Origin of the sequence: Alcanivorax sp. (assembly GCF_040119285.1) — a bacterium.
Taxonomy (GTDB): Bacteria; Pseudomonadota; Gammaproteobacteria; order Pseudomonadales; family Alcanivoracaceae; genus Alcanivorax.
On the sequence record NZ_JBEDTY010000014.1, the window covers coordinates 36,314 to 58,349 of the forward strand.

The window sequence follows — 22,036 nt, forward strand, 5'->3', positions numbered from 1 at the left end:
AGATGAATCAAGTATGTTTTACAGAAAAAGCAGGACAGGCCGCAAGGACTTGTCACTCAGTTTTCTCTGAAAGTCCTGGTTTAGACCGTCCGTCGGATCCCGTCAATGCGCACCCAGTCGCCCTGTTGGGTGATGGGGTTCAACTCAAACCAAGGCTCATAGGCAGTGCGTACGCTATCAGCCTGTTCGGAAAGAATGCCGGACAGGGCCAGTTTGCCGCCGGGCCGGCAGTAGCCGGCCAGTAATTCGCAGAGCTCAACCAGCGGCCCAGCGAGTATGTTGGCCACCAGTACATCACACTGATAATCCAGAGGCATTTGCTCGGGCAGGAACAGGGTTAGAGACTCGGCTACGCCATTGTTGTGGGCATTGTCGTGACTGGCAATTAACGCTTGGGGGTCAATATCGGTGCCGGTGGTATCGTCGGCGCCGAGTAGTAGAGCCGCGATGGCCAGCACCCCAGAGCCACAGCCGAAGTCGAGTACGGTTTTGTTGTGCAGGTCGGTGCCGTCCAGCCATTGCAGGCACAGGGCGGTGGTTTCATGGGTGCCGGTGCCGAAGGCCAAGCCTGGGTCCAGCTTCAAGTTGACCGCCGCTGGGTCCGGCGCTTCGCTCCAGCTAGGAATGATCCACAGCCGTTCACCGAATTGCATGGGTGAAAAATCATCCATCCATGCCCGCTCCCAGGCTTGGTCTTCCAGGGTTTCGTGGTGGCTGGCTTGCGCTTCTAGCCCTTGAGCAGCGAGGGCGTTGAGAATCTGCTCCGGGGTGTGTTCCTGTTCGAACAAAGCGCTAACCACGGTGTTCTGCCATAGTGGGCGAGTGCCTGGTGGCGGTTCGAACACAGGCTGGTCGGCACCGTCGGTGAGGGTCACGGCCACGGCACCGAGGTTTTCCAGTGCGGACTGAAAGGCATCGGCGTGTTGTTCGGTGGTGGCAAGGTGGAGTTGAAGCCAGGCCATGTTGTCGCTTCGCTCTAGTTGAGAGTTAACCGTTAAAAGTGCGAGGGAGTAACTTTGTGATGTCTGTAACGCAAGAGGCCACGCCCAAACGCTGAGCGCGGCCATCAGGGGGAGGGTAACCGTTAACGATAATAGTGATCAATTCACTATCAACGGCTTTTAGTGTGTCCCGAGTTTCTTTTCTAGGTGGTGAATGTCCACCCCACCTTTAATGAAGGCTTCGTCCTTGAAGATCTTGTCGCGGTGCAGGGCAATATTGGTTTTGATGCCTTCCACGACAATTTCGTCCAACGCATTTTTCATGCGGGCGAAGGCGATCTCGCGGCTTTCCCCCCAAGTGATCAGCTTGCCGATCAGGGAATCATAGTAAGGTGGAACAGTGTAACCACTGTAGATATGGGAATCGACTCGCACGCCGTTGCCGCCAGGGGCGTGGAAGTAGGTGATTTTGCCTGGGCAGGGGGTAAACCGTACCGGGTCTTCTGCGTTGACGCGAACCTCAATGGCATGACCTTGGAATTGCACGTCGGGCTGCTGGATTTGCAGGCCTTCACCGCCAGCGATACGCAACTGTTCCTTGACAATGTCCACCCCGGTAACCATTTCGGTGACGGGGTGTTCTACCTGTACGCGTGTGTTCATCTCGATGAAGTAGAAGCCTTCGTTCTCGTAGAGGAATTCGAAGGTGCCCGCGCCTCGATAATTGATTTCTTTACAGGCGTTGACGCAGCGTTCGGCGACTTCTTCTTTTAGATGCTGTGGAATTCCTGGTGCCGGGGCTTCTTCCACCACCTTCTGGTGACGGCGCTGCAAGGAACAATCACGGTCGCCTAAGTGAATTGCGTGGCCGGCACCGTCGGCCAGTACTTGCACTTCCACGTGTCGTGGTTTCTGGAGGAATTTTTCCATGTAGACGGTGGCGTCGCCGAAGGCGTTTTTCGCTTCGGAGCGGGTCAGGATGATGGCGTTGAGCAGCTGCTTTGCTTCATCAACCACACGCATGCCGCGCCCGCCGCCGCCCGCTGCGGCCTTGATGATCACCGGGTAACCGATCTGTTCTGCCATGGCCAGTGAGGCTTCATCATCGTCACCGACGGGGCCGTTAGAGCCCGGTACGGTGGGCACGCCCGCTTTTTTCATGGCTTCAATGGCGGCCACCTTATTGCCCATCAGACGAATGGTGTCTGCCTTGGGGCCGATAAAGGTGAAGCCGGAGCGTTCTACGCTTTCAGCAAAGTCCGCATTTTCTGCCAAGAAACCATAGCCGGGGTGAATGGCGTCGGCATCGGTGACTTCGGCGGCGCTGATCAGCGCGGGAATATTCAGGTATGAATCGGCGGATGAAGCGGGGCCAATGCACACTGCTTCGTCAGCAAGACGAACATGCATTAGATCCCGGTCCGGTTTCGAGTAAACCGCCACGGTGCGAATGCCCAGCTCTTTACAAGCACGCAGAATCCGCAGAGCAATCTCGCCGCGGTTGGCAATAACGACCTTTTCCAGCATGGGAGGCCTCCGTTAAACGATGGAGAACAGAGGCTGGTCGAATTCAACCGGCTCGCCGTCTTCAACCAGAATGGCATCCAGTGTGCCGGACTTGTCGGCCTCGATCTGGTTCATCATCTTCATGGCCTCCACGATACACAGCACATCGCCGGCCTGTACTTTCTGGCCAACTTCGGCGAAGGCCGAGGCGCCCGGGGACGGTGAACGATAGAAGGTGCCGACCATGGGTGAACGAACCAGGTGGCCACTGGGGGTGTTGTCCTGCGCGGCGGGCGTTTCGGCTGCGGGGGCTGGTGCCGATGCCGGAGCCTGGGCCTGCGGGGCGGCATAGTAATGTGCCGGCACGGCTGGTTGGCGAGAGCCGCGGCTAATGCGCACGGATTCTTCCCCTTCACAGATTTCCAGCTCTTCAATGCCGGATTCTTCCAGCAGCTCAATCAGTTTCTTGACTTTGCGAATATCCATGTTCAGTCATCCAGTTGTTCGAGAGCAGCGGTTAACGCCAGCGCGTAGCCGGTGGCGCCGAGGCCGCATATAACGCCCTTGGCAATATCAGAAAAATAAGAATGGTGGCGGAAGGCTTCCCGGGCATGCACGTTGGAGAGGTGCACTTCAATAAAGGGAATGTTCACCGCCAGCAGAGCGTCTCGCAGTGCCACGCTGGTATGGGTGAAGGCCGCCGGGTTCATAATGATGAAGTCGACACCCTCGGGATGGGCATCGTGAATGCGCTCGACCAGCTCGTATTCTGCGTTGCTTTGCAGGTGCTGTAGGTGATGGCCGGCCGTGCTGGCCTGTTCCTGCAGCCGCTGGTTGATGTCCGCCAGGGTGGTATGGCCGTACTTGTCCGGCTCGCGTGTGCCGAGCAGGTTCAGGTTCGGGCCATGTAAGACCAAAATGGAAGCCAAAATGGATCCCCTCGCGAATTTGTCGTTATTTGCAGTGATCATGCTGGAAAAGCCCAGGTTAACTTGGGTTTTCTCGCACAAATGCAATATTAGGGGGAATCTATGACAGAAAAAAGGGGTTTACAACATTCGTTACAAGTTGCCGGAAGATATCGGGATATCGGCACTGTTTCAGGTTACTTGCTTAGGCGGGAGACGGAACGGCTCCCTGCAGGAGCGCCCCAGCGGGGCGCTTGAGGCGAAGAGGGTGGGCGCCTTCCTTACTATACTGACGCGGCATTAAAGCCCAGGGACGACGCGCTTGTTAAGGTGTTCAATAAACCGTTGCGGGCCCATTTCGCCGAGGACTCTTGAATCGGGGATTTCAGTGCTGATGGGGGTGAAGAACACCAGTGCCGGCAGCCCGAAAATGTTGTACTGCTCCATGATGGCCTGGCTGTCGGCGTTGATTTCGGTGATATCCACTCGGTAGAGGTCAAAGCCGGACAGGGCGTTCAGCACATCCGGGTGACTCAAGGTGGTCTCTTCCAAGACCTTGCAAGCCACGCACCACTCAGCGAAGAAATCTACCAGCACGGGCTTGTTGGCTTGGCGAGACGAGGCCAACGCCTGCTCCAGGGAGGCCTGGCCAACGATGGTCTGCCAGGGCCCATGGTCTCCAGGCTGGGCCGAGGGGGCGTCAGTTTGGCTGGTACCGTTGTTTGTGCCTGGCTGATTCATGTGCGCCAGCGGTTGCAGCGGGTTCTTGCCGCCACTCAAGGCGCCGACAATCATCACTACCCCGTACAGGGTCAGTACCAGAGTCAAGCCCCGTTTGAGCCGGGCAGCGCCTTCACCGGCAGGCTCCAATGCCCCCAGCTGAATGCCATACACGGCTAACAACAAGCCATAGAGTCCCAAGGTAATAGTGTCACTGATGATGCGGTCCAGCAGCCAGATGGCGACGCCTAGCATCACCACGCCGAAGAACCGTTTGATCTCTTCCATCCACATGCCAGCACGGGGAAGCAAGCTGCCGCCCCCGGTGCCAAAGATTATCAATGGCAGGCCCATGCCAATAGACAGGGCGAACAGGGAGGCTGCGCCAGTGGCCGCGTCGCCACTAGCGGCAACATAGATCAACGCGCCGGCCAGGATGGGGGTAACACAGGGGGACACGACCAAGGCCGAAATGGTGCCCATAATGGCGGCCCCGATCAGGCTACCGCGAGCTTCTTGGCCAGGTTGATGGAGCTTGTTGCGCAAGGCCGCAGGTAGCTGCAGTTCATACAGGCCAAACATGGACAGGGCCAGCACGACAAATATCGCTACTGAAGTAACGATGGCCGCGGGTTGTTGCAGCATGAATTGCAGGTTCAGGCCGGCGCCAAAAAGTGCCACCAATAAGCCTGCCAAAGTGTACGGCACGGCCATACCCAATACATAGCTGACACTGAGAGTAAAGCCCCGTGTGGCGCTGGGCTCTTTCTCGCCGGCAATGATACCGGAGAGAATGGGGACCATGGGAAAAACGCAGGGGGTAAAGGCCAGCAGCAGCCCGCCCACAAAGAAGAGGCCGATGATTAAGCCAAGAGGTTGTTCGTTCATCCACTGGTTGAAGGCGTTGGCGTCCTCAGACCGTAGTGTATCGAGAAAACCAGGGCCGTCGATGGAGTCAGTGGCCGCGGGTGGCACCGCGGCCATGGGCTTTTTTGCCGGTTGCGGATTGTCGAATGCAAACACTTTGCGGGTGGGCGGGTAGCAGAGAGTATCTTCAATGCAGCCTTGATAGCGTACTTCCAGTTCGGTATCCACTAGCGGCACGCTATTCAAAGGAAGCGAGAACTTCAAACGGTCGAAATAGACTTCTACATCGCCGAATATCTCGTCGGTTTTGGGCTTCCCGGGGGGCAGTATCAATTCGGCAAAATCGTTAATCACATTGCCATTGGTGTCACGCAGGGTGAACCCGAAACGGTGTTGATAGAGATAAACATCATCGATCAGCTCGAAATCCAGTCGCAGTTGCTGGTTGTCCCAGTCCGCATCGGGTACTAGCTGAATCGCTTCATCCACGGTGGGCAGGCGTTCTTGATCGCCGAACAGGTTGTTGGCATTGGCCCAGGACAGTGGGACCATGACCATAATCGCGACCAGAAGACGCTGCCAGCACTGCTTCATCAAATTCTCCTCCCCGGTTCGTGATGCGCCAGATTCGTGTGGCGCTTTGATGCAAGAACAGGGACTTAGTTTCATTTGGCGATGTTAAGGCCAGGTTAACCGGAGCCCGGTGTCGGGGTGTTGCCGGTTAATTGGGCCGTCTGATGCTTGGCTGAATTGCAAATGAACGGAAATGTCTTGTGCAGACAATTCGGTAAATCCGGCCCTGATCGCTGGCGCAGTTTAACCAAAAATTCCATGACTGTAGACCTGTAGGACGACGGTTGATGCGGGTAGAGTTTGCGCGTCTGTGGTGCGGGGCCAAGTGGACGGGGTATCAAAGGCAGAATGGGCCGCCTGGATGGTTTTATGCTCCTTAATATTATGGATTGTAGGTGGTGTTTTGTCCCTCTATGGTGGAACCTTGCCGAATAAGAGAGTGAGCGCCAGCTTGGGTAACTGCAGCTTGAGTAGGTAGTGAGCTATAGTGGTAGAAACGGTAGCAACTTGAAGGATCTCGGGAGTAATCATGAGTAACGATAAATTTAGCGAAAAAATGGGGGATGCCATGCTAGATCCTCGTAGTAACCGGCTCTGGAAGGCGTTGCTTTGCTTGCTCGGTTTGTTGCTGCTGGTGGATATTTTGTTGGGTTGGTACTGGAGCCAAGAGCCGGAGCTGAAGAAGGTAACGCCGAAAGCGGATGTGACTCGGGGGGAGACTACCACTCGAGAGCTGATTTTCGTGGCCGATACGTTGTTGTCTAAACCTGGTGGCTACCTGACCAACGATCTCCTTCCACACCGTCTGTGGTTGGATAATATGCCGGCTTGGGAATATGGCGTGTTGGTACAAGTGCGTGATTTTAGCCGTGTATTACGCCGAGATATGAGTCGCTCTCAGTCCCAGAGTCAGGAAGACAAGGACTTGGCTATTGCTGAGCCCCAATTCAATTTTGATGCGCAAAGCTGGGCCATGCCGGCCACCGAAAGTGAATATCGCCGGGGCATCAAGGCGCTGGAGCGTTACTTGGATCGCCTTACTGATGCCAATGAAAATGACGGTAAATTCTATGCCCGGGCAGATAACCTGAATTACTGGCTGAACGAAGTGCAGAACCGGCTAGGGTCCTTGAGCTTGAAACTCAGCCAGAGTGTTGGCCGCAGCCAGCTCAATGTTGACAAGGACGGCACCATCGTAGCGGCCAAGCCTGAGAAAGATGAAGATTTTGTTAAAACCCCTTGGTTAGAAATTGATGATGCCTTTTATGAAGCCCGTGGTGCAACCTGGGCTCTCACCCAGTTAATGCGTGGCGCGGAAGTGGATTTCGCGGATGTGCTTCGTAAGAAAAATGCGACCATCAGTTTCCGGCAAATGGTTCGTGAACTTGAGGCTACCCAAGAAACTATATGGAGCCCTTTGATTCTTAATGGTGACGGTTTTGGCATGCTGGCTAACCATTCTCTGGTGATGGCAAACTATGTGTCGCGTGCCAATGCGGCGCTGATTGATCTGCGGAAATTGTTACAAGAAGGGTAAAAGGCAATTGACTGTATGATAGTGGGTAGCGTCTCGAGCTAGGGCGCTGCTGAAAACCCCTTGTATTGCCCAGTCTTTTAGCCGGTTTCGCAATCTATACTCCATCTGGGGCACCAGCGAAGGCGCGATTTTGGCGGTGCCCCTCATGGGAGATTGAGATTGCCCCTTCCTCGAAAAAACGTGACAACGAGTGCGGAGCCTCCCGTCCCGCCCACGCTGAGCACGTAAGGCGTTTTCAGAGACACGCCAGGCTAGCAGTAATTGAAACGCAAAAGGCCGCACCCACTTCTGGTGCGGCCTTTTGCTTTCAGGTTAAAAGATAGCCAGCTGTGGCTTAGTCAACGGTATTGAATGCTACGCCGCGCTCTTTTTTTTCGGTGCCGGCAAGCTCTTGCGCCATTCTTCGATCAGCGCACTGTTATCGTCATTCCAAGGGTGGAAACCGGGTTTCAGGTAGGTGAACCAGGCAGGAATGATGCTGCTGATAACGCCTCTATACCCGAAGCCTTTCCACAATCCCTTGGCAAGAGTCAGAGGTTTGCGGTGGGTCTTGTCGCGTTTGAGCATTTGCCAAGTGAAATAGCTGGAAAAGCCAATGAGATAGACGGTGCTGGAAAGGAACAGGCGCTGGCGCTCCAGATAATTACCATTCACCTCTTTGTAAAGGTCGAAGGCTACCGCTTTATGTTCGGTTTCCTCGATGGCATGCCAAACCCACAGGTTGCGTACCGCAGGGTCCATGCTTTCCACCAGATCCGGGCGACGGAGGATGGCGTCGGCAAGAATTGCCGTAAAGTGCTCAAGGCCTGCAGTCGCTGCCAATTGCTGGCGTTTACTCATGTATTGGCGCGCGCCGGCCAATAGTTTGTTGGTAACGTTAAGAGCGTGGTTAATGATGTCGTCATACTTGCCGTTAGCAATCAGGTCATTGAAGGCCTGGTGCTCTAACGAATGCATGGCTTCTTGGCCAATAAACCCGGAAATATCCTTTTGGCGCTCCTTGTCTTGCACTTGGTCGCGAAGCGCACGAACTGAATCCACGAAGAAGCGCTCGCCGTCCGGGAAGGTCAACGACAGAATATTGAGCAGATGAGTTAGTACCGGATCGTTGTCGAACCAGTAATCATCGTGTTTGATTCCTTCAAACGAAAATTCCATTCGACGTGGGGTAATGGGAATGGATGGATGTGTTTTCTTTTTTACCAGCGTCAGGTTCATTGGGATCTCCTGGTGCCAATGTCAGTGATGACATGGTCGAGTCTGGAGCCGGGTGGCAGCGTATTCGCTTTGAACAGGCTCATAATGCCAACTACTATGCGGAGTCTTGCATTCAAGGTCTTGTCGTGGAGGGCCAACAAATGGTGAGTTCGGGCCGTCCATGGGGAGGTGCGGGGGTGCCAGGTATCTATGTGGTGCTGCTGTATGACGTACTGGTGTCCCTGAAACTGGACGCCCCGGCTCTGCTGATAGGACTTGGGGTGAGCCGTGACGAGTTGCTGGCAGTGGACCGCCGGGTGTCGATGTCTCTGGCCCAGACTGTGGCCGAGCGTGGCGTTGAAATGGTCGGCGAGCGAGGCTTGGGGTTCCGTTATGCCCGGGCCATGAGTATCACCTTACATGGCCCGGTGGGGCTATTGGCCCTATCCAGCGCCAGCGCTCAGGCTGCACTGGATGCAGCGTGCCGTTTTCTAGGGTTACGCGCCCCTTTCCTGGAAATCCACCAGACTCGTCAATCAGGGCGGGCTCATCTTCAATTGCGTAGCACGAGACCGCTAGGCATCGCTCACGATTTTATTATTGAGGCTATGTTGGTGGGGTTGGTCTTTATGATCGAGCAGTTGCTGGAGAGCCTGCCGCAAGGGTTGGAGATTCATCGATGCGGGCCTGCGCCGGCCTGGTTAAGGGCATTGCGAAAAGAGGTGGGCGTGCCAGTATGCTTTGATCAAGAGGAAAATGCGTTGGTATTTCCGTTGTCGGCGCTGGAGGCTCGTCCTCGATTGGCGGACCCTCAGGTGGCGGCCATTGCCCGGCAGCAATGCGAGATGGAGTTTCGTCAGTGGCGCACCGAAGACGAGGGTGTGATGGCGAGGCGTATTCGCTCAGCCTTGCAAGACCACCCGGCGCCTTTGCCGTCGCTACAGGGGATGGCGGAGCGGCTGGCGGTATCGGCTCGTACGTTGAAGCGTCACTTGCAGCAGGCCGGGTTGAGCTATCGTCAATTGCAGGATGAAGAGCGTTATCAGCAGGCACGCCGTCTGTTGGTTCAATCAGAAAACAGCATCAGTGAAGTGGCATACCGATTGGGATATAACGATGTGGCCAATTTCTCCAAGGCATTTAAGCGTTGGAGTGGGATGACTCCGAGCGCCTATCGAGAGAAGAGGTAGGCGTCAGCCTAAGCTGAAAGGCGAGGGACGGTTAGGAAAAAGGGCGTTCCGTGTTTGCGCCCGCTCTGCGGGCAGAGCTTATTGCATGTTGCTGCAAGAAAGGGACATAAAAAAGGCCGCGCCCAGATAATGGGTGCGGCCTTTTTTTCTGCTTACCGCGAAGCTATCTCGCGTTGTCGCTTGAAGCTCGCCTTACGCTTTTTCGTAAGCTTCTACAGATTTGATGATCTCGGCCTTGGCGGCTTCGGCGCCGTCCCAGCCATCAACCTTCACCCACTTGCCTGCTTCCAGCTCTTTGTAGTGCTCGAAGAAGTGCTTGATCTGGGCCAACAACAGCTCGGGAAGGTCGTCGATGTCTTTTACGTTGTCGTAGATTTTGGTCAATTTGGTGTGCGGCACCGCGACCAGCTTGGCATCTTTACCGGCTTCGTCGGTCATGTTCAGGATACCTACCGGGCGGCAGCGAATCACGGAACCGGGGACCACTGGGTAAGGCGTTACCACCAGCACGTCCAGCGGGTCGCCATCTTCGGACAGGGTATTGGGGATGTAGCCGTAGTTGGCCGGATAGAACATGGGGGTCGCCATGAAGCGGTCTACGAATACGGCGTTGCTGTCTTTGTCGATCTCGTATTTGATCGGGTCAGCATTGGCCGGAATCTCGATGGCCACGTAGATGTCTTCGGGGAGGTCTTTCCCGGCGGGAACCTTAGCAAAATCCATGGTCTGTCCTTCTCAACAGGGTGGGTGGTGGGCGCGGATTATAGCAATGGCAGCGGGCAACGGCTAATCGCCGAAGGTCGAACTTGCCTATGGAATAGAAATATCCTTATTCCATAGGCGGTCGGAGGTGTGGTGGTGGGCAAATCGGTGCTTATTGAGCGGACTCCCAGCCCGGGTAATCCCCTTGCAGCAGCTTCACATTCTTGAAGCCGGCATTTTCCAGCACGGTGGCAGCGGCGCTGGCCCGGCGGCCAGATTGGCAATACAGCACGATGTCTTCTTTGCGATACTGCTCCATCATGTCCAGGTGATGTTCCATCTGCTTAGCGGGGACCATGATGGCGCCGGGAATATGTCCGGCCAGATATTCGTCTTCATCGCGCACATCGATAATGATAGGCGCTTTGTCGTCTTGCATGCTTTGCTTGAGTTCACTCACGGAGAGGCTGTCAGCCGCCCATAGCGAAGCACAAAGTGTGTTCAATACGGCAAAAATTGAAATGATTAGATAACGCTTCATGACTGTGACTCCTGTCGATTTTTCCATTCTTACCGTTGCTCCCAGAGTTTTCTGCGGTGTGCACCGTGTTTGCGATGGACGGTTTGGCCGCGGGGTTAGAAAACGGGTCGCTAGTGAGCAGCTGGCACACTCACAAACAAACGCTTTTCGGTTCATTTCGGCAAGGACTTTGTTCACCGGCTCTCCCTGTTTTCTTTTTTGACGTTAGCACTCCCTGATTACGGACGGTAGTCCGCTGACAGGACACAGCGTGTGCACCGGTGACATTTGCGCTGTAATCGTCACAATATCGCTATTGTTGGGGTGATCTGCGCCCCCGTGTTTTGTTGGTATCCAGGAGCCTGCCACCATGAGTGTCCATGAAATTCGCCATCCGTTGGTCCAACACAAGCTGGGGCTGTTGCGCCAGAAGAGCTTGAGCACCCGTAGTTTTCGCCAGCTGACCGCAGAGGTGGGCAGCCTGTTGACCTACGAAGCCACTAGCGACCTGGTGCTGGAGGATTATCAGGTGGATACCTGGATGGGCAAGGCGCCGGCCCAGCGCATTCGGGGTAAAAAAATCACCGTGGTGCCTATTCTGCGGGCCGGCTTGGGTATGCTGGATGGAGTGCTGGGATTGATCCCCAGCGCTAAAGTGAGTGTGGTGGGGGTGTATCGGGATGAGACCACTCTGCAGCCGGTGGCCTATTTTGAGAAGCTGGCCCACGATATCGACGAGCGCACGGCGCTAGTTATCGACCCAATGCTAGCCACCGGGGGCTCCATGCTGGCTTGCATCGACATGCTAAAAAAAGCCGGTTGCACCCAGATTCGAGCTTTGGTGCTGGTGGCGGCGCCGGAAGGTATCCGTAAAGTCCAAGAAGCACACCCTGATGTGTCTCTTTACACTGCTTCGGTGGATCAGGGTTTGAACGAGGACGGTTACATTATGCCGGGCCTGGGGGATGCCGGGGACAAGATTTTCGGCACCAAGTAGCCGCTTGATTATTGCTAACAGGAGCTCCTTATGAGCCAGACCGGCGGATTCTGGAACTGGAAAACCATTCTTATTGGTGCCCAGATGCTGTTTGTGGCTTTTGGTGCGATGGTGTTAATGCCGTTGCTCACAGGGCTGGACCCCAGCGTGGCGCTATTTACCGCGGGCTTGGGCACGCTGCTGTTTCAATGGATTACTCGGCGCTCTATTCCTGTTTTTCTCGCGTCCTCTTTTGTATTTGTGGCACCCATTTCCCATGCTGTGAAACAGTGGGGGGTGCCTGCCACGATGGGGGCCCTGTTCTGCACAGCCGTGGTTTACGTGATTCTCGGAGTGTTAGTGAAATGGCGGGGCCCGGGGTTTCTGCACCGGCTGATGCCGCCGGTAGTCACCGGCCCCATCATTATGGTGATTGGGCTGAGCTTGGCCCCTACTGCGGTGAACTTTGCCATGGGCATGTCCGGTAATGGTGAGATGCAGATGTTTGCGTATGGGGATGCGCTGCTCGTTTCCATGGTTTCCTTGTTGGTCACTATGTTGGTGGCGGCGCTGGGGCATGGTTTGTTCCGGCTATTACCCATTCTGTGCGGAGTGGTTTCGGGCTATCTGACGGCTCTGGCCATGGGCATGGTGGATTTTTCCGGGGTGAATCAAGCGGGCTGGTTGTCGGTGCCGACCTTTATTGCTCCCACCTTTTATTGGCCCGCCATCCTGTTCATGATGCCGGTGGCACTGGCGCCGGCCATTGAGCATGTAGGAGATGTGCTGGCGATCAGTAACGTGACCGGCAAAGACTATATTCGTAAGCCTGGGCTGCATCGCACGCTCACAGGCGATGGTGTGGCGAGCATGGTCGCGGCCTTGTTCGGTGGCCCACCTAATACCACTTATTCGGAAGTTACCGGCGCGGTGATGTTGACCCGGGTGTTCAATCCGGTGGTAATGACCTGGACAGCGATCTTCGCCATCTTATTGGCCTTTATTGGCAAGTTTGGGTTGTTACTACAGAGTATCCCCACCCCAGTGATGGGCGGAATTTTGATTCTTATGTTCGGCTCCATTGCGAGTGTGGGCATGAATACCTTGATCAAGGCGCAGGTGGATCTTCATGCGCAACGTAATCTGGTCATTGTGGCGGTAACCTTGATTTTCGGCATTGGCGGCATGGTCATGGGCAACGGCGACTTCACCCTGCAGGGCATTAGCCTATGCGGGTTGGTGGCGGTGCTGCTGAATCAGGTGCTTCCCCATGCCCCCTCCATGGCCGATGATCTTCATGAAGAGCAGGAGTATGTTGATGACTTGTTGGCGCACGCACGTAAAAAAGAGCGCCATGAGCGCACATGATTCTGTTTTTATGGGGCGGTTGATCTGATGGTTGAATCGTCGAAATTAAAAGAATAGTTGTTCTGGGAAACGGTCAGCGCTGAATGGCCATTGGGCGTTAGTGAAGAGCAAAAGCCTCGCATTGCGAGGCTTTTGCTTTTTATCAGGATGCCAGTGTTTTATACCTCAAAAGCATCGTTTAACTTTTTCTCGACCGGGGCCAGTTTTAGTTTGGCAAATTGCGGCAGGCCGTTTTTGTAGGGAGGGTAGGATTCACCACCAATCAAAGGCTCTAGGTAGGCTCGGGCCGCGGGGGTAATGCCGAAACCATCCTTGCTGATGTATTTACGCGGCATTTTCTTTTCTACATTGGCCACTTTCTTTAGCGGCGCTTCGCCGATGGTCCAGCTGTATTTTTTTGTGTCCTTGCGAACCACGGTGGGCATGACTGCGTTTTTACCGGCCACAGCGAACTCAACGGCGGCTCGGCCCACTGCGTAGGCTTGCTCCACGTCAGTGGCTGATGCTATGTGGCGTGCGGCGCGCTGTAAGTAATCGCTTACAGCCCAGTGGTATTTGTAGCCGAGTTCGTCTTTCACCATCTGAGCGATGACCGGAGCCACACCGCCCAGCTGCTTGTGGCCAAAGGCGTCAGTGTTACCCGCGTCGGCCAAGAAAGTACCGTCTTCATAGCGAGCCCCTTCGGACACCACAATGACGCAATAGCCTGCTTTCTTGACGGTGGCTTCCACCTTTTTCATGAAGGCCGCTTTGTCGAAGGCAATTTCCGGGAACAAGATCAGGTGCGGAGCGTCATCGGCATCCTCTTTGGCTAGCCCGGCGGAGGCGGCGATCCAGCCAGCGTGACGGCCCATGACTTCCATCACGAACACCTTGGTGGAGGTGGCGCACATGCTGGCCACGTCCAGGGCGGCCTCACGGCAGCTCACAGCGGTGTACTTGGCGACGGAACCGAAACCTGGGCTCACGTCGGTGAAGGGCAGGTCGTTGTCCACGGTTTTGGGCACGTGGATAGCCTGGATCGGGTAGCCCATTTTCTCGGAAAGCTGTGATACTTTCAGGCAGGTGTCGGCGGAATCACCACCACCGTTATAGAAGAAGTAGCCGATGTTGTGAGCCTTGAAGACTTCGATTAGACGTTCGTATTCGCGTTGGGAGGTCTTGAGATCTTTCAGCTTATAGCGGCAAGAACCGAAGGCCCCGCCGGGGGTGTGCTTGAGCGCTTCAATGGCGCTTTTGCTTTCTTTGCTTGTATCGATCAGCTCTTCAGTGAGTGCGCCGATGATGCCATTCCGGCCGGCGTAGACTTTGCCGATCACATCCTTGTTTTCTCGTGCTGTTTCAATAACGCCGGCAGCAGAAGCATTGATGACGGCAGTGACACCGCCGGACTGAGCATAGAAAGCGTTTTTACGCGCCATGTGAGACCCCTTGATTCAATTTGCGAGCATTCTAGCGAAGGCGCCCCAAAAAACACACCTGCGGTTGTCGGACGACATGATGTTAAGGTTCAATGCGTGCATGGGCTGGTGACGTTGTGGGTGGGCGGCTGAAACTGACAAGAGGGGCTGTGCGACGGCCATTGATCGAATGGTGAAGATGTTTTTTTGTGTTGCAACATTAAGCTTGAAGCTTGTTCCTGCTTGCCTTTCCCTCCCGCTCTGAAAGAATAGCGGGCCGGAGGATCCATGACTGTATTGATAACCTTGTTCTGGCGGCTGGCTATATTTCGTGCCAGCCCTGAAAACGTCCCGTATTCCCCGTCGTTAATGGCGCTGGTGCTGGCAGGCTGGTTTATGCTGCAGCTATTGGTGGGTAGCCTGCAGACGGCATTACCCCTTGGTATCTTGGTGAGCAGCCAACTGCTATCGCTGGTGGTGGTGCTGGCGGGTACAGGTCTGCTGCTGGCGTTTAAAGGGCTGCAGGGGCGTTGGCTGCAGACGGCCCTGTCGCTGGTTGGTGTCGATGTGGTGTTGACCCTGCTGAGCCTGCCGTTGCTGGCCCTTAACGCCTCTATGGCTCAGTCACTGAATGCCATTGAGCTGCTTTACTTAGTGCTAGTGAGCTGGCAGTTGGCAGCGCAAAGTTTCATCTACCACCGTGCGTTGAATGTGGGGCCCTTCCTTGGGCTGGGGGTTGCCATGACCTTGCTGGTGGCCAGTTATGCGGGTGTGGTTCTGTTGCTGCCTGAGGTGGTGGCTGGCGCTCAATGAATCTGGGTAAGGTATTGAATAACCATGGCTGCTGCGGCTGTCCGGTTTTCAACTCCCAGTTTGCGGAAGATCTGTTCCAGGTGTTTGTTTACTGTCCGTGGGCTTAACTCGAGAATCTGGGCAATTTCTCGGTTGGTTTTACCGTGTGCAATCCACACTAGTACCTGGGACTCGCGGTGGGTTACATGCAGCGATGTTTTCAGCAACTCCAGCTCTGCATCGCTGTCGTGGTGTAGCAGCCGGAATAAGTGCTCGCTATTTTCCTCACCGCTCACTGAATGACCCAGATAGCGTAGCCCCAGGTTACCCGGCAGTGTATTGAGTTGCTGGCCCCGCTCCGGTTGATGTTTGAGCCAGCGTTGTATTGGGTCTGCAAGCGCGCTGCGTTCCACCTTGGCTTTTTCCAGTAGCTGGTCGGTGTGCGGGGTTGCCCAGTGCCATTGGCCTGCGGCATCGGTGGAAAAGCTGGTCTGGCCAAGTCGGTCCAGGGTGGTGTGGGCGCTTTGTGTCATGCGAGCATTGTTTAAATGTACGCGGATGCGAGCGATCAGTTCGTTAGGCCGCACTGGTTTGGTGATGTAGTCCACGCCCCCGGCTTCCAGACCCCGGACCACATCTTCACTTTCGGTTAGTCCGGTCATGAAAATTACTGGAACGCAGGCCAGATTTGGATGCTGTTTCAGGCGGCGGCAAGTTTCGAAGCCATCTAAGTTGGGCATGATCGCATCCATCAAGATCAAATCTGGTGTCATTTTTTCGGCAATATTCAGTGCTTGCTGGCCTTCCAGTGCGATAAGAGCAGTGAGCCCGGCTTGATCCAACGCCTGATGAATCATGCCGAGAGAGTCTGGGGAGTCGTCCACCACCAGTATCAGGTCTTTACGTTGTGCGGCTGTCATGGGGCTGCCTCTAATAATCGGATCACGGCCTGAAAATCAAATATTTTAAGTAAAGTGTGCATTCTTTCCGCTATATCAGAACCCAGATTTCCCTTTTCTCGCTCCTGTATTATCCGATTCAGTAGACCCGTTAAGTGACCGATCTCTGCCAGAGCAAGAAGTTCATCACGCAGGGTGCTATTTAGAGCGCGCACTGGTTCGGCTTGCTGCACAACGGTGATGTGCTTTGGTGAAGTATTGTGTGGATGCAACCAAGTCAGTGATAGGTGGCGGGCTAGGCTGTCTAGTAGGCTATTGAGTTTTAGTGGTTTGGTCAGGTAATCGTTATGCAAGCCGTCGGGGATGGCTGGGTCGTTTTCACGAGCATTGGCAGAAAGCATGATTACCGGGCCACGGTAACCTTGCTGACGAATATGTTGAACGGTTTCCCAGCCGGTGAGGCCTGGCATAGAAATGTCTAGTAGTACTAGGTCTGGGGCAGTATGCCGGGCCAGTTGCAAGCCTGTTTCTCCATCCGGAGCTTCATTGATAATAAATCCCAAGGGGGTAAGCAGATCACTGATTAGGCCCCGGTGTGAGGGGTCATCATCGATGATCAACAGGCTTTTACGCTCGCCAATATAGCCGGCCACGGGTTTGCGTTCATGGCGGGTGGGGGCCGGGCCACTCAATCTGGATAGCATTACCGAAAGACGAAATTCACTTCCTTGGCCGGGGATGCTGCTTACTTGTATATCGCCTCCCATGATGTCGGCTAACAACTGGGTAATGGTGAGCCCTAGCCCGGTGCCATGAACACTGGGAGTTCCCGGTTTTCTTACCCGCTCGAACGGTCGGAAGATGCGTTTCAGGTCTTCTTCATCAATGCCGACGCCGGTATCGGCAATAACGAACTCGGCCACTTGATTGCGGTAACGAAAGGTCAGTGTGACTTGGCCTTCACGGGTAAACTTGATGGCGTTGGAGAGCAGGTTGATCAGAATCTGTCGTAACCGTTTCTCATCCGTAGTGACCCAGGTGGGCATCTGGCTTTTACTGCGAAATTCGAAGCCAATGCCTTTTTCCGCGGCCTGTAACTGAAACATGGTGACCAGTTCATCGATGAGTTCCGGTACGCATACCTGATTGCGGTACAGCTCCAGCCGGCCCGCTTCGATTTTGGATATCTCCAGCAGCCCTTCAATCAGGTCGGATAGATGCTCTGTACTGCGGCGAATGGCACCAATGGCATCGCGCCGGTTTTCCGGGATGGTTGGATCCTGCTCCAGCAGTTGGGCGTAGCCAAAAGCGGCATTAAGAGGGGAGCGTAGTTCGTGGCTGAGCCCTGTGAGGTAGCGGCTTTTTGCTTGATTGGCGGATTCGGCCAGTTCCTTGGCTTGCTGTAATGCCAGATCAGTTTTTTCGTGAGCTTTAATTTCTTCCATCAACATGCGGGTTTGGCGCCGGCTTTCTTCTTGGGCAACAACCCGACTTTCGTGGGCAAGCACAAACAACCAAGCTACCACACCGCTGATAATGATGAGTATGGCGAACACTTTGGTCAGGGTGTCAGCCATCAGTTCTTTTACCGTAGGGTCGGCAATGGGGATTTGATAATAAATCAAAGCCAGCAGTCCACTCATAATCAAGGCCACGATGATCAGCAGGCCGAGAAAATGCCCCATCCGTGAGCGCATGTGATTAATCAGTGTTTGTGGAAGCAGCCCGCCCATCCAGTCAATCAATTGTTCGGAGAAACGAGCGTTGTGTTTGCAGCTGTCGTTGCAGCGTGCATCCAAAGAACAGCATAAGGAACATATCGGGCCGTTGTAGGCGGGGCAGAAGGCCATGTCCTCCCTGTCGAAATGATGCTCGCAAATACAACAAGCAAGGCCTTCCAACTCACGGCTAGGGATGGGCGCGCGGGCGATGTAGTAACGGCTGCGGGTAAGTAGGGCAATCAATGGGGCACTGATAAAGGTGCTGAACAGGGCAATAAAGGAGGCCAGAGCTCGGGCTGTTTCGCCCCACAGGCCGGCGCGAGCACTAAGGCCGATGGCCGTGGCGATCATCATAGAGCCGAACCCTACGGGGTTCAGGTCATAGAGATGGGCACGTTTAAATTCGATGTGTTTTGGGCTGAGTCCCAGCGGTTTATTGATCACTAAGTCGGCCACTAAAGCGCCCATCCAAGCCACCGCGACCACCGCGTAGCTGCCGAGGATGGATTCAAAAGCCCGGTAAATACCGATTTCCATCAATACCAAGGCAATCACAACATTGAAGACTAGCCATACAACCCGCCCAGGGTGGCTATGGGTCAGCCGGGAGAAAAAGTTGGACCAGGCAATGGAGCCGGCATAGGCGTTGGTTACGTTGATTTTTAACTGCGAGAGAATAACGAAGATCCCGGCCAGTGCCAGTAGCATGGTGGGGTTTTGGGTGACATGACTGAATGCCACCAGGTACATATGCATTGGTTCCTGAGCTTGCTCCAGGGCGAGCCCAGAATAAAAAGCCAGTACCGCCAAAAAGGAGCCGGCTAAGGCTTTCAACGCGCCGATCACTACCCAACCAGGCCCACCGGCGAGCATGGCTGCCCACCAGCGTAGCCGTTTGCCTTTTTCCGGTTCAGGCATGAAACGCAGAAAATCTACTTGCTCGCCAATTTGTGCAACCAGTGAAAACAGCACGGTGGCGCCGGCGCCAAACATGATCAGGTTGAAGTTACCGCCATCGTTATTAAGTCCTTCGAAGCTGGCCCAGCGCGGCAGTGATTCTGGGTCTTGCATGAGGATAAACCCGAATGGAAGTAGCTGCAGGAATACCCATATGGGCTGTGTCCATAACTGAAAACGGGTCAGGGTGGTGATGCCATGAATGACTAATGGAATGGCGATTAGTGAGCTGAGTAAATACCCAATAGTTGGAGGGATATCGAACAGTATTTCCAGCGCCATGGCCATGATAGCCGCTTCCAAGGCGAAGAAAATAAAGGTGAATGACGCGTATATCAGGGAGGTGATGGTTGAGCCTAGGTAGCCAAAGCCCGCTCCCCGAGTAAGCAGGTCGATATCCACCCCGTAACGAGCGGCGTAATAACTGACGGGCAAACCGAGAAGGAAGATGGTGAGCATGACCGCACAGATGGCCGCCACTGCGTTAGTGAAGCCGTAATTTAAGGTGATCGCTCCACCAATGGCTTCCAGGGCAAGGAAAGTGATCGCACCGATAGCTGTGCCGGCGACTCGACCGGCAGACCAGCGACGGGCTCCCTTGCCCGTGAAACGCAATGAGAAATCCTCCAACGTTTGGTTGCCAACCCACTGATTGTAACTGCGTCGCACACGGAATATGCGTTGCTCGATTGCCATAACGTTTCCGTTGTCGGCAGCAGGATGTCCATTTCGCGGATGCCGGAATAAGTGCTGGGGCGGTGTCAGTTGCTCCATGATGATGCAGGCAGCAATGCACAAAACGTGCCCGTTCGTGTACGCGCATTACTTTATGGCCCATCGCAGGTGCGGGGTATGCGTTAAATGACGTACGGCGATGGCGTAATCACCGAATGGGCCCCAGGGGGGCAGATTTTCATACTCGTTAGCGAGGGAAACGAGGTGCTTCCCATGAATTCGCTGATGAGGGGTAAACCATGAAATTGAGCAAAACCCGTTCTTCCAGTCACCGGCCGTCCTCGACGCGCCGGCATCTTCTGGGAGGGCTGATGGCGCTACCTGCGTTGTTCGCCCTTTCTAATACGGTACTGGCTGCCGACGTGAACACCACTGGCCTAGCGGTGACTGACGACACTGTAAAGGTCGGTATTCTGCATTCGGTTACCGGCACTATGGCAATCAGTGAGACAGGCTCAGTGCAGGCTGAGAAGTTGGCGATTGAACAGATCAATGCTTCAGGGGGGGTGCTGGGACGTCAGATCGAGTACATCCAGGAAGATGGCGCCAGTGACTGGCCCACCTTCGCTGAAAAATCTCGTAAGTTGCTGGTGAACGATAATGTGGCTGCGGTTTTTGGTTGCTGGACATCCGCTTCCCGTAAAGCAGTGCTGCCAGTATTTGAGCAGTATAACGGCATGCTTTATTACCCCACGTTCTATGAGGGGCTGGAAGAATCTCCAAACGTAATCTATACCGGCCAGGAAGCGACTCAGCAAATTCTCGCCAGTATTGACTGGTTGGCTGAAGAGAAAGATGCCAAGACGTTCTACTTGCTGGGCTCCGATTACATTTGGCCGCGTACCTCTAACAAGATTGCCCGTAAGCACATTGATAAGCTGGGCTTGAAAGTAGTGGGTGAAGAGTACTACCCGCTTGGTCATACCCAGTTCAACTCGGTAATTAACAAGATCAAGTTAAAGAAACCGGATGTGATTTTTGCCTCTGTGGTAGGTGGTTCCAACGTGGCTTTCTATAAGCAGATGAAAGCGGCGGGTATCGATCTGACTAAAGAGAGTCCGTTGCTGCTGACCATTTCCGTCACCGAGGATGAAATTCTGGGTATCGGTGGTGAAAACGTGGAAGGCGCTTACGCTTCCATGAAGTATTTCCAAAGCTTGGGTAACGACAATAACCAAGACTTTGTAAAAGCGTTCAAGAAGCGTTGGGGTGAAGACATCGTTATCGGTGACGTGACCCAGGCGGCTTATCTTGGCCCATGGTTGTGGAAAGCGGCGGTAGAGAAAGCGGGCTCTTTCGATATCGACAAAGTGCGCGAAGCTTCTCCGGGTATTGAGTTGACCACTGCACCAGAAGGCTATGTGCGTATCCACGAAAACCATCACTTGTGGTCCAAGGCCCGTATCGGCCAGGCACAGAAAGATGGTCAGTACAAAGTGATTTACGAAACCGAAGAACTGATGGAGCCGGACCCGTTCCCTAAAGGCTATCAGTGAGGTGTAACCCCGGCGCCCTGAATATCGGGCGCCGGATTTTTCAAGATCATTCTTTTTCTTGCCGAATTCCCCTATTTAATTTTCGGGAGTACCTGCCATGTTCGCTGACTACACCATGACGGAGTTGACTTCTATCTTCGCCATGCAAGGGTTTGCCGGCCTGTCGCTATTTTCCATCTTTGTACTGATGGCGCTGGGGCTGGCCATTATTTTTGGGCAAATGGGCGTGATCAACATGGCCCATGGTGAATTCATGATTCTGGGCGCCTACACCACATACTTGACTGCCCAGTTGTTCGAAAACTATCTGCCAGGGTTATACGAGGGGTATTTTTTTGTAGCCATGATATTGGCCTTTTTTGTCACCGCCGCGCTTGGGGCGCTGGTGGAATGGCTAATGATACGTCACCTCTACCATCGTCCGCTGGATACGCTACTGGCGACCTGGGGTCTGAGTCTTATTCTTCAGCAGACTTACCGCAGTGTTTTTGGTGCACGGGAAGTGGGTGTGAGTCTGCCGGACTGGATGATGGGGTCCATTGCGGTTACCGATTTGGTGGAAATTCCTATCAACGGGATCTTCGTGATGGTGTTGGCGCTGGTGATTGCTTTTGGCGTTTATCTGTTGATGTTCCGCTCTGGTTGGGGGCGACAGGTTCGTGCGGTGGTACAGAACCGGCCCATGTCTGAAGCTGTCGGTATCGATAGCAGTAAAGTTGATCGCGTCACCTTTGCGCTAGGGTGTGGTATTGCCGGTGTGGCGGGCAGTGCGTTCACCATGATTGGTTCTACCGGTCCCACCTCCGGGCAATTGTATATTGTCGATACCTTCCTGGTCGTGGTGTTTGGCGGTGCGCAAAGTCTGCTTGGCACTATCGCCTCTGCATTCACCATTTCCCAGGCCCAGTCCACGATGGAATTTTTCCTGAGTGGTTCAATGGCTAAAGTGCTCACGCTGCTGGTTGTGGTCGGCATTCTGATGTTGCGTCCGCAAGGTTTGTTTGCACTCAAGGTTCGTCGCTAGGAGATCG

18 protein-coding genes are annotated in these 22,036 nt (G+C 54.5%); 7 read left to right on the top strand and 11 right to left on the bottom strand.

All coding sequences use genetic code 11. From position 1 onward, the window contains the following. Nucleotides 1-80: 80 nt before the first annotated feature. From prmA to dsbD, 5 genes are all read right to left on the bottom strand, one after another. Nucleotides 81-962 (bottom strand): 50S ribosomal protein L11 methyltransferase, encoded by an 882-nt coding sequence (gene prmA / locus ABNH10_RS04460; protein ID WP_349384911.1) that lies wholly within the window; start codon nucleotides 960-962, stop codon nucleotides 81-83. A gap of 159 nt (nucleotides 963-1,121) precedes the next feature. Continuing rightward, nucleotides 1,122-2,468, bottom strand: coding sequence for an acetyl-CoA carboxylase biotin carboxylase subunit (gene accC / locus ABNH10_RS04465; protein ID WP_349384912.1), 1,347 nt, complete (start codon nucleotides 2,466-2,468; stop codon nucleotides 1,122-1,124). Nucleotides 2,469-2,480: 12 nt separating this feature from the next. Continuing rightward, nucleotides 2,481-2,933, bottom strand: coding sequence for an acetyl-CoA carboxylase biotin carboxyl carrier protein (accB, locus tag ABNH10_RS04470; protein ID WP_349384913.1), 453 nt, complete (start codon nucleotides 2,931-2,933; stop codon nucleotides 2,481-2,483). Nucleotides 2,934-2,935: 2 nt separating this feature from the next. Further along, nucleotides 2,936-3,376 (bottom strand): type II 3-dehydroquinate dehydratase, encoded by a 441-nt coding sequence (aroQ, locus tag ABNH10_RS04475; protein ID WP_349384914.1) that lies wholly within the window; start codon nucleotides 3,374-3,376, stop codon nucleotides 2,936-2,938. Between the two features lie 279 nt (nucleotides 3,377-3,655). After that, on the bottom strand, nucleotides 3,656-5,536 hold the full coding sequence (gene dsbD, locus ABNH10_RS04480) for a protein-disulfide reductase DsbD (RefSeq protein ID WP_349384915.1): 1,881 nt from the start codon (nucleotides 5,534-5,536) through the stop codon (nucleotides 3,656-3,658). 508 nt (nucleotides 5,537-6,044) lie between these two features. Between dsbD and ABNH10_RS04485 the strand changes: the two genes are divergently transcribed. After that, nucleotides 6,045-7,052, top strand: a complete 1,008-nt coding sequence (locus ABNH10_RS04485; protein ID WP_349384916.1) for a DUF2333 family protein — start codon at nucleotides 6,045-6,047, stop codon at nucleotides 7,050-7,052. Between the two features lie 354 nt (nucleotides 7,053-7,406). Here the strand turns inward: ABNH10_RS04485 and ABNH10_RS04490 are convergent, their stop codons facing one another. Further along, nucleotides 7,407-8,270, bottom strand: coding sequence for a metal-dependent hydrolase (locus ABNH10_RS04490; protein WP_349384917.1), 864 nt, complete (start codon nucleotides 8,268-8,270; stop codon nucleotides 7,407-7,409). Between the two features lie 32 nt (nucleotides 8,271-8,302). Here ABNH10_RS04490 and ABNH10_RS04495 point away from each other — a divergent pair, with 32 nt between their 5' ends. Next, nucleotides 8,303-9,439, top strand: coding sequence for a helix-turn-helix domain-containing protein (locus ABNH10_RS04495; protein ID WP_349384918.1), 1,137 nt, complete (start codon nucleotides 8,303-8,305; stop codon nucleotides 9,437-9,439). Nucleotides 9,440-9,631: 192 nt separating this feature from the next. On the opposite strand, the gene ppa is transcribed toward ABNH10_RS04495, so the two are convergent. Together ppa and ABNH10_RS04505 are read right to left on the bottom strand one after the other, a co-directional pair. Further along, on the bottom strand, nucleotides 9,632-10,162 hold the full coding sequence (gene ppa / locus ABNH10_RS04500; RefSeq protein ID WP_035459114.1) for an inorganic diphosphatase: 531 nt from the start codon (nucleotides 10,160-10,162) through the stop codon (nucleotides 9,632-9,634). A 151-nt stretch (nucleotides 10,163-10,313) separates the two neighbouring features. Beyond that, nucleotides 10,314-10,682 (bottom strand): rhodanese-like domain-containing protein, encoded by a 369-nt coding sequence (locus ABNH10_RS04505; RefSeq protein ID WP_349384919.1) that lies wholly within the window; start codon nucleotides 10,680-10,682, stop codon nucleotides 10,314-10,316. Between the two features lie 349 nt (nucleotides 10,683-11,031). On the opposite strand from ABNH10_RS04505, the gene upp reads away from it, so the two are divergent. Together upp and ABNH10_RS04515 are read left to right on the top strand one after the other, a co-directional pair. Next, the gene (gene upp, locus ABNH10_RS04510) at nucleotides 11,032-11,658 is read left to right on the top strand and encodes a uracil phosphoribosyltransferase (protein ID WP_287961635.1); all 627 of its coding nucleotides are present in this window, start codon (nucleotides 11,032-11,034) and stop codon (nucleotides 11,656-11,658) included. A gap of 30 nt (nucleotides 11,659-11,688) precedes the next feature. Continuing rightward, nucleotides 11,689-13,005 carry a uracil-xanthine permease family protein gene (locus ABNH10_RS04515; RefSeq protein ID WP_349384920.1) on the top strand — a complete coding sequence of 439 codons (1,317 nt, stop codon included), beginning with the start codon at nucleotides 11,689-11,691 and terminating at the stop codon, nucleotides 13,003-13,005. Nucleotides 13,006-13,163: 158 nt separating this feature from the next. Here the strand turns inward: ABNH10_RS04515 and ABNH10_RS04520 are convergent, their stop codons facing one another. Beyond that, nucleotides 13,164-14,426, bottom strand: a complete 1,263-nt coding sequence (locus tag ABNH10_RS04520; protein WP_349384921.1) for a 6-phosphofructokinase — start codon at nucleotides 14,424-14,426, stop codon at nucleotides 13,164-13,166. Nucleotides 14,427-14,693: 267 nt separating this feature from the next. On the opposite strand from ABNH10_RS04520, the gene ABNH10_RS04525 reads away from it, so the two are divergent. After that, nucleotides 14,694-15,218: a hypothetical protein gene (locus tag ABNH10_RS04525; RefSeq protein ID WP_349384922.1), complete on the top strand. Its 525-nt coding sequence runs from the start codon at nucleotides 14,694-14,696 to the stop codon at nucleotides 15,216-15,218. Here ABNH10_RS04525 and ABNH10_RS04530 read toward each other — a convergent pair. Then, nucleotides 15,212-16,117: a response regulator gene (locus tag ABNH10_RS04530; protein WP_349384923.1), complete on the bottom strand. Its 906-nt coding sequence runs from the start codon at nucleotides 16,115-16,117 to the stop codon at nucleotides 15,212-15,214. The genes ABNH10_RS04525 and ABNH10_RS04530 overlap by 7 nt on opposite strands. Beyond that, nucleotides 16,114-19,470 carry a hybrid sensor histidine kinase/response regulator gene (locus tag ABNH10_RS04535; protein ID WP_349384924.1) on the bottom strand — a complete coding sequence of 1,119 codons (3,357 nt, stop codon included), beginning with the start codon at nucleotides 19,468-19,470 and terminating at the stop codon, nucleotides 16,114-16,116. The genes ABNH10_RS04530 and ABNH10_RS04535 overlap by 4 nt, the downstream gene beginning before the upstream one ends. A gap of 278 nt (nucleotides 19,471-19,748) precedes the next feature. Between ABNH10_RS04535 and urtA the strand changes: the two genes are divergently transcribed. Both urtA and urtB read left to right on the top strand, forming a co-directional pair. After that, nucleotides 19,749-21,005 (top strand): urea ABC transporter substrate-binding protein, encoded by a 1,257-nt coding sequence (urtA, locus tag ABNH10_RS04540; protein WP_349384925.1) that lies wholly within the window; start codon nucleotides 19,749-19,751, stop codon nucleotides 21,003-21,005. Nucleotides 21,006-21,102: 97 nt separating this feature from the next. Continuing rightward, a complete protein-coding gene (gene urtB / locus ABNH10_RS04545) occupies nucleotides 21,103-22,029 on the top strand; it encodes an urea ABC transporter permease subunit UrtB (RefSeq protein WP_011589263.1) in 927 nt (308 codons plus the stop codon). Nucleotides 22,030-22,036 lie beyond the last annotated feature (7 nt).